Source organism: Prevotella melaninogenica (assembly GCF_018127925.1).
GTDB classification, from domain to species: domain Bacteria; phylum Bacteroidota; class Bacteroidia; order Bacteroidales; family Bacteroidaceae; genus Prevotella; species Prevotella melaninogenica_C.
Genome location: NZ_CP072348.1, coordinates 1428699 through 1445076, shown reverse-complemented (window position 1 = coordinate 1445076; position 16378 = coordinate 1428699). Strand labels below are relative to the sequence as shown.

At 41.2% G+C, this 16378-nt stretch carries 11 protein-coding genes; 4 read left to right on the top strand and 7 right to left on the bottom strand.

Going from position 1 to position 16378, the window contains the following annotated elements; translation table 11 throughout:
* Window positions 1–136 precede the first annotated feature (136 nt).
* The gene (locus J4861_RS11400) at window positions 137–808 is read left to right on the top strand and encodes a WbqC family protein (protein ID WP_211816925.1); all 672 of its coding nucleotides are present in this window, start codon (window positions 137–139) and stop codon (window positions 806–808) included.
* Window positions 809–1087: 279 nt separating this feature from the next.
* Here the strand turns inward: J4861_RS11400 and J4861_RS11395 are convergent, their stop codons facing one another.
* Window positions 1088–1723, bottom strand: coding sequence for a DUF4294 domain-containing protein (locus J4861_RS11395; RefSeq protein ID WP_211816924.1), 636 nt, complete (start codon window positions 1721–1723; stop codon window positions 1088–1090).
* A gap of 556 nt (window positions 1724–2279) precedes the next feature.
* Between J4861_RS11395 and J4861_RS11390 the strand changes: the two genes are divergently transcribed.
* Both J4861_RS11390 and aspA read left to right on the top strand, forming a co-directional pair.
* Complete coding sequence (locus tag J4861_RS11390; protein WP_428842176.1) at window positions 2280–3485, top strand: porin; 1206 nt, start codon at window positions 2280–2282, stop codon at window positions 3483–3485.
* Window positions 3486–3713: 228 nt separating this feature from the next.
* A complete protein-coding gene (gene aspA / locus J4861_RS11385; protein ID WP_211816922.1) occupies window positions 3714–5126 on the top strand; it encodes an aspartate ammonia-lyase in 1413 nt (470 codons plus the stop codon).
* Between the two features lie 610 nt (window positions 5127–5736).
* Here the strand turns inward: aspA and J4861_RS11380 are convergent.
* The 4 genes from J4861_RS11380 to J4861_RS11365 all read right to left on the bottom strand — a co-directional run bounded on the left by J4861_RS11380 (window position 5737) and on the right by J4861_RS11365 (window position 12593).
* Complete coding sequence (locus J4861_RS11380) at window positions 5737–6270, bottom strand: hypothetical protein (protein ID WP_211793614.1); 534 nt, start codon at window positions 6268–6270, stop codon at window positions 5737–5739.
* A gap of 71 nt (window positions 6271–6341) precedes the next feature.
* Window positions 6342–7271, bottom strand: coding sequence for a DUF7017 domain-containing protein (locus tag J4861_RS11375; protein ID WP_211816921.1), 930 nt, complete (start codon window positions 7269–7271; stop codon window positions 6342–6344).
* A gap of 100 nt (window positions 7272–7371) precedes the next feature.
* Window positions 7372–9009, bottom strand: coding sequence for a RagB/SusD family nutrient uptake outer membrane protein (locus tag J4861_RS11370; RefSeq protein WP_249110936.1), 1638 nt, complete (start codon window positions 9007–9009; stop codon window positions 7372–7374).
* Window positions 9010–9404: 395 nt separating this feature from the next.
* Entirely contained in the window at window positions 9405–12593 is a 3189-nt protein-coding gene (locus J4861_RS11365; protein WP_211816919.1) for a SusC/RagA family TonB-linked outer membrane protein, read from the bottom strand.
* Between the two features lie 359 nt (window positions 12594–12952).
* Here J4861_RS11365 and yfcE point away from each other — a divergent pair, with 359 nt between their 5' ends.
* Window positions 12953–13492 carry a phosphodiesterase gene (yfcE, locus tag J4861_RS11360; RefSeq protein WP_211816918.1) on the top strand — a complete coding sequence of 180 codons (540 nt, stop codon included), beginning with the start codon at window positions 12953–12955 and terminating at the stop codon, window positions 13490–13492.
* Window positions 13493–13582: 90 nt separating this feature from the next.
* Here yfcE and J4861_RS11355 read toward each other — a convergent pair whose 3' ends face one another.
* Together J4861_RS11355 and ruvB are read right to left on the bottom strand one after the other, a co-directional pair.
* Window positions 13583–14575 (bottom strand): acyltransferase family protein, encoded by a 993-nt coding sequence (locus J4861_RS11355; protein ID WP_249110846.1) that lies wholly within the window; start codon window positions 14573–14575, stop codon window positions 13583–13585.
* 521 nt (window positions 14576–15096) lie between these two features.
* Window positions 15097–16131, bottom strand: coding sequence for a Holliday junction branch migration DNA helicase RuvB (gene ruvB / locus J4861_RS11350; RefSeq protein WP_036863142.1), 1035 nt, complete (start codon window positions 16129–16131; stop codon window positions 15097–15099).
* Between the last annotated feature and the right edge of the window lie 247 nt (window positions 16132–16378).

Genomic DNA, 16378 nt, shown 5'->3' with positions numbered 1-16378 from the left:
TAGGGAGAGGTAGGGGAGAAAAAATCTCATTTTTCTGAAGGAGGGGATGTGCGCATTACCAATCTCTGGTAAGTATTCCACATCCTCTCCTTTTTATTATCTTATAATCGTATATTTATCGTCATCAACAAAGTTTATGGCATATCTTGATAATAGTAACATCGGTAACTTAACACCCCCTCCTTCGGAGGGGCTTGGGGAAGTCTTGCTCTCCTCTGCTTACTTTGCGCCCATTCAATGGTATCAGAAACTGAATCGCTATGACAGCTGTTTGATAGAGCAACACGATAACTTTGTTAAGCAGACCTATCGTAATCGTTGTGTAATCGCTTCTGCGAATGGTCCACAAACCCTCTCTATTCCTGTCGAGAAGTTTGAGAGTCTGAAGTGTCCGATGAAGGATGTGCGTATCAGCGACCACGATAACTGGCGTCACCAGCACTGGAATGCACTGCTGTCGTCTTATGGTGAGAGTCCGTTCTTTGAATATTATGAAGACGATATACGTCCATTCTTCGAGCGAAAATGGACGTTTCTCTATGATTTCAACTGGGAGATAACGCTGAAAATGTGCGAACTCATCGACATTATGCCTTGTATGCGTCGCACAGATACCTATCTGATGGATATTCCCGATGGAACCGTTGATTTCAGAGAGATAATTCGTCCGAAACGACCGGGCGTTGATACCGACTTTTTTCCTCGTCGTTATTATCAAGTCTATCAACAGAAGTTTGGTTTCCTACCTAACCTTAGTATTCTTGATTTGCTGTTCAACGAGGGTAATGAGAGTGTGCTATACTTATAAGAGGCCGTAAATGCAGTGTTTCTTAGGCTGTAATAATCCCTTTTTATCTCTCTTCTCAATTCTTTAAAAGGTATGTTTTGCGAATTATTTCCATGAAAAAAAGAAATTATTTACGTGAAAAGAAATATTTATTTTCATGAAGAAAAATATTTATTTTCATGAAAATAATTCGATAAAGGCGTAGAGTTGTTGTCTTAGAACAGCTCTACGCCTTTTGTTTTTAGCCTTTTCAGCGTTTTATTTTGTACCTACTTAAAATAAAATAGAGGGGAGATTGGATTATAACTGTCCAGCCTCAACCTGCAAGACAATGCGCTCTACAAGTCTGTCAGCTCCATTTGGCTCATAGCGTTTCTTCAAACTACTACCGAAAGCCCAGGCAAAGGCTTGATAGAAACCTGCTCGCACAGGACCGAGGAAAGCCTGTACAAGTTCGTAGGAAGTCGAATTACACTCTCGGTCGATCAGCTTGATAAGTAACTTACCTTGGGTGAATGTCAGTTTCTTCATACGTGGCTTATAGGTGTTCCAAATCTCTTTCTCCACCTTCTTCATGTGTTCGTCACGCTCTTTCTTAGTAGGAATTGTCTCAAGATAAGCACCTGTCTCCAGAATAATCTGGTGACACTCCTTGGCGATTGGTAGTACCTTTTTGATGTTATAAACCAATCGATAGTAGGCTGTTTCCTGCGATTTATTCTTGAATTCAAGCGGTGGAAAGACGTAAACCTTGCTCGTTCTGACATATTGAATGCTGTCGGCACCTACCTTTGCCTTACCAATGTGAACCATAGGCACAAACGTCGGAGAGTCCCTATCTACCACACGATCCTCGGGGTTGATATGGTCTTGCGCTGTTGCAGCTGTAGAAAGCAATAGTAGCGTTCCAAGTGTGAAAAGCAATCGTTTACTCATAACTGAATCATCAGCCAACTTTCTGTTGGGTACAGTTTATTTTCTGCAAAAGTAGCGATTATTTCTGAAGTGTGTTAGGAATTTAATAATAATTTGTCATTTGCCTTCATTAATTGTCTTTATATATTGATTTTAGTCCCGATACCGGCAACTACTCCAAGACTATCTTTGGGTTATGAGATAGGATAGAAAACTATACTTTTTGTCGTATTTATAGGACTTATCCTGTTCTTTTATATATCAATATGTCAGCTTTATATCATCTTGATTTCATATACCCCTTTCTTTAGCTTGCTTTATGACGCTAAAGAAAGTTAAACGCCTTATATTTATGTAGGGTATTTGTAAAAGCTATCAATATTTTTTCTACTTTTGTGAAACAAACCATAGCGCAGAACATAACACTTTCGGAAGCGGTTTATTACGCTCGTTGTAGCTGGCTTACTTCGGTTTAACCTGTAACGTGAAGTTTCTGGAGTGTGACTACATTCTGTGTCAGTTTATTTTATCGTCAGAGTTTATCCTTAAAAAAGAACAAAATAAAACATATATCATGATAAAGAAGACACTACTATGTAGCTACCTATTTGCACTTTCTTTGGGTGCACAGGCGCAAGACAACCATGGGTACGGGGCAGACGACAGTCAGTTTAAGTCACTTGCTGAAGAGGTGGCACACTTAAAGAAAAGCAACGATATGTTTAATGTCTATATCAACTATGCTGCCAGTGTACAGGCTGTATCGGATGAAGGACATGAATGGAGTGCAGGCTTTAAGAATAAACACCTTCGTCTTGAAGTCAAGGGTAATCTAACAGATAAGCTCTACTACCGTTTTTGCTATCGTTTGAACAAGTCGAACGTGGCAAGTAGTGAAGATAACTTTGCCCGATCAACTGATGTTATGATGATGGGTTATAAGTTCTCTGATAAGCTTTCGGTTGAAGCAGGTAAGATCTTTCAGCCTTTTGGCGGTTTTGAAGTGGATGAAAATCCTGTCTATATCTATGAGTTCTCTGACATAACAGGCGGTATGGAGTGCTATTTAGGGGGCGCTGTAGTAGCTTATAAACCTATTCCGACTCAAGAGTTTGTTGTCGGTGTGACGAATGCGCATAATGATAAGTTTGCTGATGTGTATGGTGATAATTCCATATCAATCGAAGGTGATGGTGCACATAGTAGGAGGTTAGAGAAGTCGCGCATTCCACTTGGTTATAGTTTGGCTTGGAATGGTAGTTTCTTAAACGATAAAATCCTCACCCGATGGTCGTGGGGAATAGAGTCTGAAGCACGGCATAAGCATAGTCGTATGCTCATTCTTGGGCAGAAACTGAACTTAGAACGACTGCAATGGTACTTCGATTATATGTCGCAGAACGATGGCATCGACCGCTTAGGCTTAGCATCAGACGAGTTGAGGGGCTTTTTCCCAAGTAGTGGAAATGATGTGTGGATGAGTGATATACACTATAATTCATTTATAACAAAGCTCAATTGGCAGTTTGTTACACGTTGGAATCTGATGTTGAAGGGTATGTATGAGACGGCAAGTGTCACAAAGATTGACCGTTTTAAGGACTTCCGTAAGAGCTATGGCTATGTAGGCAGTGTGGAGTATTATCCTATTAAGGGGCAAGATCTGCGTATCTTCTTAGCCTATGTAGGTAAGAAAGTTACTTATAAGGAGGGTGTTGGCTTGGATAAGTATAATACCAATCGCATCGAGTTGGGCTTTAAGTACAGAATCAAAGCTTATTAAAAGTAGGAAAAGAAAAGGATAGGAAAGATGCTGAGAGGTGTAGGAGGGGTTGGAACTCTTCGCGAAAAGAAGTAAGTATTACGCGCTATAAGTTGGTTAGAAAAGCCAAATAGTTATCGTAGAAATCTCTTGAATCAGTGTTTTGAAACATCCAAATAAATAAAGAAAATAAATTATTCTCTTCTCGTTAGTGAAAGAGATCAACGCTAACTTTATCAAAATAGAATCATGGAAGAAAAGAAATTTCGTGTAGAAAGCGACCTCTTAGGTGAGCTTCAAGTTCCAGAAGAGGCTTATTATGGTGTGCAGACACAGCGTGCCATCAACAACTATCACATTTCACGCAAGCGTATGTGTGATTATCCAGACTATGTTGTTGCGATTGCTTACGTCAAATTGGCTGCTGTAGAAACCAACCGTCAGCTCGGTGAAATCAGTGATGAAGTGGCTGATGCGATGGCACAAGCATGCCGTGAGCTTATTGATGGGAAGATGCACGAGAACTTTGTGACCGATATGGTACAAGGAGGTGCGGGCACATCTGTGAACATGAATGCCAATGAGGTGATTGCCAACCGTGCTTGTGAGATTATGGGTCACAAGAAAGGTGAGTTCCAGTACTGTTCTCCTAACGATCATGCTAACTGCGGTCAGTCAACGAATGATGTTTATCCAACTACCATTCGTCTGACACTTATCCTACTGAATAAGAAACTTGTGGCTTCTTTGAGCGAACTCATTGCTGCTTTCCGTAGAAAGGGTGAGGAGTTTAAGCACGTTATAAAGATGGGTCGTACACAGCTTCAAGATGCTGTCCCTATGACAAGTGGTCAGGAGTTTAATGCCTTTGCCAATACATTGGAAGAAGAGATTGCCAACCTTAATCGTAATGCTGCACTCCTTCACGAAATCAATATGGGTGGTACTGCTATCGGAACAGGTCTGAACGCTGCTCCTGGCTTCCCAAAGATTTGTGCTGAAAAGTTAAGCGAATTGACTGGTATGGAGTTTATTGCAGGTGCCGACCTTGTTGAGGCTACACCTGATACAGGTGCTTATGTAAGCTATTCAAGTGCTTTGAAGCGCTTAGCTGTTAAACTTTCTAAGATTTGTAACGACCTTCGTCTGTTGGCTTCTGGTCCTCGTTGCGGTTTGAATGAAATCAATCTTCCACCGATGGCACCAGGTTCAAGTATCATGCCTGGTAAGGTGAACCCTGTTATCCCAGAGGTAACGAACCAGACTTGTTTCAAGGTTATCGGTAATGATACAACTGTTATGATTGCTGCTGAGGCTGGACAGTTACAGCTAAACGTAATGGAGCCAATCATTACAGAGTGTCTTATTGAGGACCTTACTTGGTTGCCAAATGCTATGGACACGCTGCGTGAGAAGTGTATTGACGGTATTACGGTGAATAAGGACCGCTGTCTTGAGATGGTGAAACACTCTATCGGTATCGTAACAGCACTCAACCCATACATCGGATATAAGAATAGTACGAAGATTGCTAAGGAAGCTCTTGCAACAGGTGGCTCTGTTTATGACCTTGTACTTGAACATAAGTTGCTCTCTAAGGAGAAACTTGATGCTATCTTGTCACCAGAGCACATGCTTGCACCAGAGGAAAGAGTAAAGTAAAAAAGCTTTTTATGTTCGTGTTGATTAGCAGTAAAAAGCTGCTTTTCGCATACTAACTATAATGAAGATGCTGTATCCACACGTTGGATATGGCATCTTTCTTTTTATGGTGGCTGTGGAAGTAGTCTAATATCCCACTGATAAGATGTTCTCTACAACTTAAAACCACTGTGTTCTATTCTCCCTTTTCTCCTTATAGATATGCTTTGACGTTTTTCATGATGGAAAAGAATTGAATTAGATGTGGAGAATCCCCCTTTTCGTTGCTTTATCTTGTAGAGTTTTGTATCGTTCTGTTTGTCCTAATTTTTCACATATCGAATTTTAAAAGACCACTAAATGGCTTGCAAATAACGCCCTTTTGGCTTGCAAAAGATGCCCTTTAGAGGTCTAACTAACGCCCTTTTGAACCCTTATTAAGCACCTTTTAAAATCCACCTTTGCAACTATTTGATAATAAACGACTTGCAAAAGGGTTTAAATGACTTGCTTTTAAGCCATTTTCCTACCTTTTTTTTGAATGTTTTGTCAATATATTTCTTTGCCTTTTTGTGTGAATTCCACACGGAGCCAGAGATTACGGAGGTTTTATTCTACCATGATAGGAACATCAAATATCATTTGAGTTCTTGTAACTCTTGACATACTTCCCTTTCTCAAAGTAATGGAAATTTGCGTAGTTCAGTTCCTTGTCTGTATGTCCGGTCAAGGGTGAATAGAAAAGATCAAGGTATTTTGCCCTCCATTTAGTCGGGAACTGCTTTGTATCAATCATTAGCATAGGGAACGTAGTATGCTTTTGTTTGAATATGTCATCATATATATTCGATATGACAAGGACGTTAATTCCCTTGTCTTTGCATTGAGATACTAAGGCTGCAGGCGACACACAATAGGTAGAATGACAGAAAGGAGTATAATTATATAGCAATACTTTATCGTGCGTTTCGATATATTGTTTTACCTGATTAAGGCTGACTTTGTATACTTTTGAGAAGTCATGAATGTCATCAATGTTTTCTTCAAGCGTTATAACTCTCTCCTTTTGTGCATCTGATAGATGGGAATAGCCAGAGGTTAAGCCTGCAATTTGGCATGATGAGAGTCCCAAGAGTATTAAAGCTGATAGAAATAAATGTTTCATAAGGTAGATATTTAATTATTCAATAAAATGTGCTACAAAGATAAAGAAAAATAGTTAGATATGCAGAAAACCTACCTAACAAGTTCTTTTAATACCACTTCTTGTTCTCTATAAAAGCTCTTTTCATCGGCTTCTGATACAGGTTTAATCTCTTCTAAGCTTGCTGCAAGGTTCTGCATCTCCCATGTAATGGAATAGCCTAACTGCTTACGCATGGCAATACATTTATCTAATTCGTAGCGGGCACGGCTTTTATCCTTTCTAAAGAGTAAGCCTGCGAGGGTGAAACGCATACGTTGGCGGAACTTTTCCTCTCGTTGTGCGGAGATAGCTTTACAGAGAAGTGCAATCTTGTAACGCTCGTCATCAATGAGTTCTGATAGTTCATGAAAGAGATAGGATTGTCGGTGGTTCTTGATAAGATGGGTATAAATATTGATTGCCTTATCTTTTTTGCCCATAATTCGATAGACCATCGCTTTGTAACGTTGGTTGTGCATATTGTAAGGACTATGCTTCAGGGCTTCAGCTAATATCGGTGCAGCCTTTAAAGCCATGTCAACCGTAGGCTTACTTTCCACTTCCTTAAAGACTTTTCCAACGATACGCATTCCTATTGAGGGAATAGGGTGTCCATTGCCTTGCTCCATTGTCCAGTCTTCATCTGTCAGTCGGGTGATACCCCATTGTGAGATAAAGTCGAGCATAGAGAATCCTGGATGATGGTCGAATACCAATAATGAGGCACGCATTAAGGCGCTCTGTCCCTTAAGGTCCTTGTCGTCCATCGTCGGATAGAGTCTTAGCAAACTCTTGAATATCTTATATGCCTCTTCTAACTGGCGTTGTTGATAGCGAAGCTTCATCATGTCTACACCTACCCAGAACATAGCTATGGTAGTGTAGTGTCCCTTGTGCACAGCATACATCGGTAGAATGGCAGCGTATGCCTCCTCCGTACGTCCCTGCTTGCGCAACATAAAGATGTCTCTTATCTCCATCTTTCCAAAATTAAAGAAAGCAGACGCCAAAGCCGAAACAATAGGTTCATCTTTTAGCGTCTGCTTTTTATTTAATAATTTTCCTTTTCAACCTCAGTTATTACTGATTTGTGACCGTCAAACTTCCGGATGTATCAGGGTTTGGTTTACATGCCACATTGTTGTGTGTCTCGTATTCAAGGATGAAGAAGTTCATCCATGGGCATACATAACCTTCCTTAGAATTGATTCGTGCAGATGGTTCATAATTGGTGTTGTCCTTTCTGCGAATCTGAAGCGCAAGTCGTTTATAGTCGAAGTAAGTGATTCCCTCGCCCCAGAACTCTATGCGTTTCTGTACCATCAGTTCTTTTATGAAGTCCTCCATTGTGGTGACATTATTTGCCTGATAGGAGTTGTCGGTGTAACGATAGGTGTTCATAAAGTCTTTCAGTGCCGTAACACCTGCTGCAACACCATCAAGGTGGGCTGTAGCTTCAATGTCGATAAATACCATTTCCTCCATGCGCATCAAAGGAAGACTGATGAATTGTCCCTCGTAGGTATCAGTGATATTACCCTTGGCAGGACGGAACTTGATGTTAGCATAGGCTGGTAGTTGTTTCCAAGCCTCCTCATCTAAGAGGGAGAGTCTCTCCTTCTTAGTACCAATGGTGATAGAATTATATTTCTCGTAACCCTCATGTGTACCTGCAGCGGTCGGATCAATCCATGAATAATGGCGCCAGTCACCTTCCGGCATCTTATCATAGAGCGCACTACCAATCATACGAGTAGCACCGTATGCGCCAGCAAGTCCCCAAGTAGTCTCTGATGACATGGTGCTGGTGAAGGTATAGTAGAGATAGCTGATTTGCTCACGTGTGGTATAGCCTAACTTCCATATCCATGCTTGGTTTTCCTTGTTAAAGCCGTCTTGTGTGCTATGCCACTGTGCTTCGGTAACAGGACTGTAGCCGCTGGCAGCCTTACGAGCATAGGTGCGTGCCTTCTCATAGCACTCACGAGCTGTGGTTATACCTAACTTATCATACTCAATGCTTGCAGAATCTTCTGCTGCTATGGCTGCATTAAGGTCTGCGCTGCTTTGATCAAAACGACTTGCCATTTCCATCCAAAGGCGTGCCTTGAGTCCATAGACTACACTAAGGTTAGGCAAGTTCTTGTCGGGACGTGTATAATTAGCCAGATACTCCTCGGCATGGTTGAGGTCAGTAAGGATGAAGCGATACATCTTATAGAACGGAGCACGTGGATTGTGACGTTGCATTTCTTTCGTTGTCTTTTCGGTAACGATAGGAACTGTGAGCCCCCATATCCCATTTTTTGTCGCCTTATCATCCAAACTTGTAATGCCAGTCTTCTTGAATTCGAACTGACGAGCTATGTCAAGATAAGCCATTGCACGATAAGCCAGAGCTATACCTAAGTAGTTTTTAGAGGTTGGTGAGGCTGTGGCAGGATCTACTACACTTGTTACGTTGTTACAGGTAGCAATGAAATCGTAGTAGAAACGATAGGTGTAATAAGCCTTGAAGCGAGTGTTGACACCGCTTTCCACTGTTGTCCAATAGCTATAGTTACTACTATAAACAGGGAAATCACTTCCTAATACTTCCCTATATTGCATCTGACAAGGATAACCCCAGTCGTTGAGAGGGTCACCAGAGCCCCAAGAGTCAAAGGTTATCATATAAGAAAGGATACCATTGATGAGTCCTTCTTGTGAAGAAGGCATCTTTCTTACTTGGTCAGAAGTTAATACTTCCGACGGTTCAATGCTATCGATACAAGAAGTAAAGCCAAAGGTAATAGCAACGATAGCCAACGTTATGATGTGATTTGATATTATTGCTGTCCGGTAAAAATAAACTGAAAGTTCTGTATCTCTTTATTCATCGGTGTTGCAGCCGTTTTACTTATCTAGGGGCTTGGTTCTTAGTTTTAAACTGTAAGCATTATAAAATGCGCTTATTTTGACAAGGAAAGCCCTATAATAACCAAATAAATTAATGAAATCATAAGTTTAAGCCTATTTTATCTAACACAGATAACTCCAAAAAAGTTTTATCGGACACCAATAATTTGATATTAAGCGTTTCATAATGACGTACTATTAATGTAAGAAGATGGTTAGAATGTTAGTTTAATACCACCAGAGATGGTTCTCGTTGGGCTATAGATGGATGTACTACTACCTCCTGAGAAGGAACCACGTGGGTCGAATCCCTTACGCTTACTCCAAAAGTATACGTTGTCAGCAGCCACATATATGCGTACATTCTCCAATCCAATCTTGCTTACCCATAGCTTAGGTAGGGTGTAGCCAAGGTTGATATTCTGTAAGCTTAGATAGCTACCGCTGATGAGGAAACGGTCGCAGAGAGAACTAACGCTTGGGTCGTCGTATTGCCAACGTGGGATATTACTGTTTGGATTGTCTACTGACCATGCGTTGAGAACGTCTTTATGGATAGTTGTTCCTCCTAAGGTGCCACTTGGTGGACCCATATAACCTGCATAACCATAGTCGTATGAGAGTCCTCCTAATGAATAAGCGAAGGAGATTGAGAAGTCGAAACCATACGCATTCAGCGTCGTTCCAAAGCCACCATAGAGGTCTGGGTGTGGACTTCCACATGAGTAATAACTCGCATTACCATAGACATCTGTCTTCTTAAGTGTTCCATCAGTATCCGTGTAGTACCACATAGCCTTTCCTTCATTAGAGACACCAGCATAACGAGGCATATACCACTCGTAAATAGGAAGTCCCTCGGCATAGATTCGTTCGCCACTACTATAGCCAGGGTGCCCATCTACAACGAGATCAGCTTTGAGGACGTCAGCGAGTTTGATGATTTCATTCTTGTAAGTAGTTGCATTCACGTTGACATCCCATGAGATATTTTTAGTCTTTAAGACGGTAGCAGCGAGGTCAACCTCCACACCTTTGTTCGTCATATCACCAATATTGTCATACGTTCCTTTGTAACCAGCAGAGTAAGGAGCAAAGACAAAGCAGAGCATATCAGTTGTTTTCTTATAGAAATACTCAATACTACCACGCAAACGGCTATTGAACAATTCAAAATCGAAGCCTGCATTGAAGTTGTTATTGGTCTCCCAAGTAATATTAGGGTTACCCTTTTCAGAGAGAACTAATCCAACCTTATTGTTCGTGTTTACGATACTATACGTATCAAGATAGTGGAAATCACCAATATTATCATTACCTTGCTGACCGAAAGAAGCCTTTAGTTTCAACATATTCAACCATTTGAAAGGCTTCATGAAAGGCTCTTTCGTAATAGTCCAAGCACCACCAAAGGAGTAGAAGTTACCCCAACGATGATGAGGATCAAAGCGACTGGAGGCGTCACGACGGAAAGAAAGACTTCCAAAGTACTTCTGATCGTAGTCGTATTGCCCACGGAAGAAGAAGCCTTCAGACTCATATTTGCTATTACCAGACTCTCCAGTATTATCCATCTTTATTGCTCCAGCAAGCGTTTGGTTGGTAAAGTAGGATGCCATACCAAGTTTTGTACCCCACAAGCTTTCGTAGTTGTAGCGATAGAACTCATGACCAAGGAGCAATTCCATGTGATGATGATCAAAGTCATGATTGTAATTCACGAGTTGTTGGAAGTTATAAGAGAAGGTTTGATCACTTGTTCTGGTCACAACACCCGTTGGATAAGCCGTATGACTGTATCCATAGAAAGGTTGTTTCGTCTCAGTTGCACGTGAGTTGTTAACGGTCACCGTACCATTAAGGGTAATCTTTAATCCCTCAAGAGGCATGATATTCGCATAGCCATAGAGCGAATACATATTAACTTTCGAACTATTCGTATTCAATGCATTCTCTTGTAATGGGTTGATGTTAGGTAACGTAGGACGTCTTAGTCCAATAACTGCACCATTACCATAGTCATACATCTGTCCATTCTCATCTGTCATGATGTTCCCTTGCTCATCACGAATGAAGGCAGGATAGATAGGTGCGACATTATTTAACTGATAGAAAAGACCATTATCATCCGATGGTATAACATGGTATTTAGCCCGAGAGAAGTTCATGTTCGTACCCACTTTCAACCATTTGCGTGCTTCATAGTCCGCTTTGGCACGAACGGTAATACGTTCAAAGTCCGAATGATATGCCACACCTTCATTGTTTAAGTAACCCAAAGAAAGGTAGTATTGCATCTTATCGCTACCTCCAGTCAGGTTTACATCATACTCTTTGCGTAATCCGTTACGAAAGGCAAGACTTTTCCAATCGTCTGGTAAGATAGTATAACGTTTACCATTATGCTCAATAACACGTCCTAAAGTGGCATGTGGATTCATACGACCATCTTCCCCAATGAGCTGTTCTCCGTTTGGAACAGTAAATATTGGATATCCCAATCCACCCGCTGCACCAGGTGCAACGAGTTGTTTGTTAGCCTCAATAGTAGCTTGAGCAGGGGTCAATCCGAGTCCTTTCAGTTGATAATTATACAATGCATTATAGTAAACCTCATAGTATTTAACAGGATCATCGATAGTTTCATAGTAGCGTTTAATACGACTATTCGTACCCCATCTCATATCAACAGAAATATGCGCATTACCAACTTGTGCATGTTTTGTTGTCACCATGATAACACCATTGGCTCCTCGTGCTCCATAGAGTGCGGTAGAAGACGCATCTTTCAATACGGTTACAGATGCCACATCGGCAGGATTAAGATTGTTCCAACCGCCATCGTAAGGCGCACCATCTACTATAATCAGAGGGCTTTGTCCTGCGCTAATACTACTAAAACCACGTACACGGATAGAAGGGGTTGAACCAGGTTCTCCGCTGTTGTCTATAATCTGAACACCAGCAGCCTCACCTTTCAAACTACTCATTACGTTATTGACCTGCTTATGTTCAATCTTTTTAGAGTCAACAATGGCAGCAGAGCCTGTAAAAGCCGAACGCTTTTGTTCACCGAAGGCAGTTACAACCACCTCGTCCAACGCAGAGTTGTCGTTAATCATCGTAATCTTCATTGTCGGTTTGGCAGGACCAGTGAAGGTTTTCATACCGACATAAGATACTTCCAACTTAGCACCAGGCTTAATATTGGCGAGTGTAAACTTACCGTCCATGTCTGTTGCTGTAATCAGTTTGCTGTCACCGACTACCTGAACCGTTGCACCGATAATCGTTTCACCTGTTTCGTCGACAACAACACCCGAAGCAGTGAATACTTGTTGGGCAAAGCTGACGATTGCCGACAGCATAAATAAGGTAGAAAATAAGAGTCTTTTCGTATTCATAAGGCAGGTCTTTATGTTATTTTCAAGTAAGGTTGTATGTAATAGATAATTATGTCGCAAATATAACTAAAAGTTTCAAACAATCAAATAAAATCGTGGAAATAATTAAGAAAAATAACATTTGATGTCTTTTAGGCTTGTAAGTGTTATTCTTACAAGGAAACTATTAAGAGCGGATGTCATCTTTTTACATGGTTAATAGGAGTTTGTTTCCATTGAAATATATTTTCTTTTTTAGGCTAATCTGTTCGATAATAAAACAAAATATGTTGAGGCTCTAATGAGCGATTTGGGTTAAATTAAAGGTTATATGAGAAAATAACATTACCTTTGCCATAGAAACAAACAATCAAGGTGATATGAAATATCTATTGGTATCAGATATCCACGGATGTCTGCCAGCACTGGAGAAGGTGCTACAATTCTATGATCGCGAGCATTGTGACATGCTTTGCATACTTGGAGACATACTTAATTATGGTCCACGTAACTCTATCCCAGAGGGAATAGATGCTAAGGGGATAGTGGAAGCACTAAATAAACGTGCAAATAACATCGTGGCAGTACGTGGAAACTGTGATGCAGAAGTTGATCAGATGCTACTTGATTTCCCAATGATGTCCGACTATTTGATGTTAGTTGATGAGGGACGAAAGATTTTCCTAACACATGGACATATCTATAACAAATCCACAATGCCAAAAGGTCATTTCGATGCGATTGTCTATGGGCATACACATCTTTGGGAACTCACCCAGCAGGAGGGTACGCTTGTTTGCAATCTCGGCTCTATCACTTTCCCCAAAGGTGGGAATGTGGCTACCTTTATGACCTATGAGCATGGTGTCTTCACAGCTTATACGCTTGATGGAAAACCACTAAAGCAGGAAAGAATTTAGGGAAAACTTATTAGCCTTATTAGCCTTATTGGGCTAATTAGGCTAATAGGGCCAATTAGCCTAATAAACAATAACAATTTAATTCCCTCTTTATATCAGCCCTTTCTTTCCAAAGAATAGCTTTGAGATGCCCGTGACATCCATCAACCATGTTATGCCAAACGAGCCTGCAATGGCAAATACCACACTGACCACAAGGAAGAACATTCCCGTCGGCTCCACACGAAGCAGCAACGGCTGATAGAATTTGGCAAGAATCGTGAAGATAGGGGAGAAGAGTAAGAGGGGTAAAGTGTTACGCCCGATAAAGAGAAAGAGGTCGCGCAGAGGTTGAGGAATTCCTAATTGATAAATCCACAACAGCGAACCGATAACTAAAAACACCAAACATGCACCTGCAAAAGATGCTTTATCGTAATGGGTTGGGTCGATGCACCATACTACTAAAAGTCCTATTGTCCACCAACGTGCAGGGAAAGCCAGACGGAAATTGCCCACTGCTTGACGTATGATAGCACCTACAAGGAAGTAGGCTGCATTGGCTATTGAGAGTAATTCGCAGCCGTAAGAGATTAACCAAAGGAACAGAGCAAGAAGTGTAAATCTACCTAATAGCACTTGATTTTCCAAACTCATCATTTTGATAGGCAGCAGTGGTTTCTCTTGTTTCAATACCGATGAAAAACGTCCTTCAGGTTTTCTGAATGCGATATAATAGAAGATACCGCAAATCATCAAGGTATGTAAGTACCAATAAGGGCCCATCGGATGAAGGAAGATATGGTCAATCAGTACTCCTGCGGTTAGATGATCAATGTGTTCACGGATAGGGAGTAGCGAAGCCATTACGGTATATCCGCTTTCCATCACTGCGTAAGGGATGAAAATCCAAAGCATTGTTTTCCCCAAAGCAGCCCACGACTTATTCACATTAAACAGATAACCCGACACTAACAGGAAGCCCGGCATGTGGAAAGTATAGACCAACTGTTTAGCAACAGGGTAGGTGTCGCCGATATAGGTAAGGTGGAAGGCAATCATCAACGTGATGAAGACGAACTTGAGAAAGTCCAGTTCTTCCATCCTTGCCTTTGGTTTATGCATTTGAATAATCATGGCGACAAAGTTAGGAAATTAGTAGGACACTTCAAAAAGATGTAGTTGTAAAAGAATAATTAGCCTCTTAAATTTCGAGATTTGATAGGTGTTAGCAATTTATTATCATCCTCTGACAAAGAAAACTTTTTCATTTAATACTTCGAAAATCTGTAGATAAAGGTTTGAAAATTTATTACATAAATCCGAGTAAAACTTCTACAAATAATGATAAAAACACGTTTTAAAAGCGAGTTTGTAACAGTCAGGGAATCAGTTGGTTATAAAACTGCGTAAGAAAAGGTGCTTAATTGGACTTCAGAAGGGCGTTAGTAAGGGTCTTAAAGGGCGTCTTTTGCAAGTCAATAAGGCGTCTTTTAGAAGCTAAAAGAGCATGTGTTGGTTTTGAACCATACGAAAATAGTTTACAAATATCAGCGCTTGTGGGAACGATTAAAAGAAAAACTCCATTGCATTGTTCATAGTGAACGTTTGCAATGGAGTCTCTTTTAATCGAATAATCCCGGTTGTAGAGGATTATCTTGATATGAGTTTCGTCCGAGATGGTCGTAGGCAAGCTGTGTTGCCACACGTCCACGAGGGGTTCGTTTGATGAAACCTTCCATAATAAGGAAAGGTTCGTAAACCTCTTCTACTGTACCAGAATCCTCACCGATAGCAGTGGCAATGGTTGAGACACCTACAGGACCGCCACGGAACTTATCGATAATGGTGAGTAGAATCTTGTTATCTATCTCGTCCAAACCATATTTGTCAATGTTCAACGACTGTAGTGACATCGTAGCGATTTCGGGTGTGATAGTACCATTACCCTTCACCTGTGCGAAGTCGCGTACACGGCGGAGTAGGGCGTTACAGATACGTGGCGTACCACGTGAGCGACGCGCAATCTCATCCGCAGCTTCGTCCACGATAGGCACTTTTAATAGGGCAGCCGAACGCTTGATAATGCGCTTTAAAGTCTCTGGATCATAATACTCCAAATGGAGATTAATACCAAAGCGAGCGCGGAGAGGAGCTGTGAGCAGTCCGCTTCGTGTCGTTGCACCAACGAGTGTGAATGGGTTGAGATCAATCTGGATAGAACGTGCAGACGGTCCCTTATCAATCATAATGTCAATACGATAGTCCTCCATCGCAGAGTAAAGATACTCCTCTACGACAGGAGAAAGGCGGTGTATCTCGTCAATAAACAAGACGTCGTTAGGCTCTAAAGAGGTGAGAATACCCGCAAGGTCGCCCGGCTTGTCGAGTACCGGACCAGAGGTAATCTTGAAACCGACGCCCAATTCGTTAGCGATAATATTGCTCAACGTCGTCTTACCCAATCCCGGAGGACCGTGCAAGAGGGTGTGGTCGAGCGGTTCGCCACGGAACTTAGCGGCTTCAACAAAGACGCTGAGGTTTTCGACCACCTTCGACTGTCCGCTGAAATCATTAAATTTCAGAGGGCGCAGAGCATTTTCGAAATCCTTCTCAACCGAGTTCAGCCTTTCTTCATGTATGTCAAAATCTTCTGGCATATTGCTAATTTTCTGCAAAAAGATGCAAGTGGAAGAGTGTGTAGATAATATCTTTGCACATGGTTAATATATCCGTCAAATACAGTCTTTTATGGATATATGTGTTGTGCTTCCCTATGAATTGCCGTATACGACTCTTCTTCTACACCCTCAAGGTATATATTATTTTCTGCAAAGGTACTCTATTTTTTCTGTGCAAGTGCTTTGTTTCGGAAATTTTATCTAAATTTGTAGCGTCATTTCACTC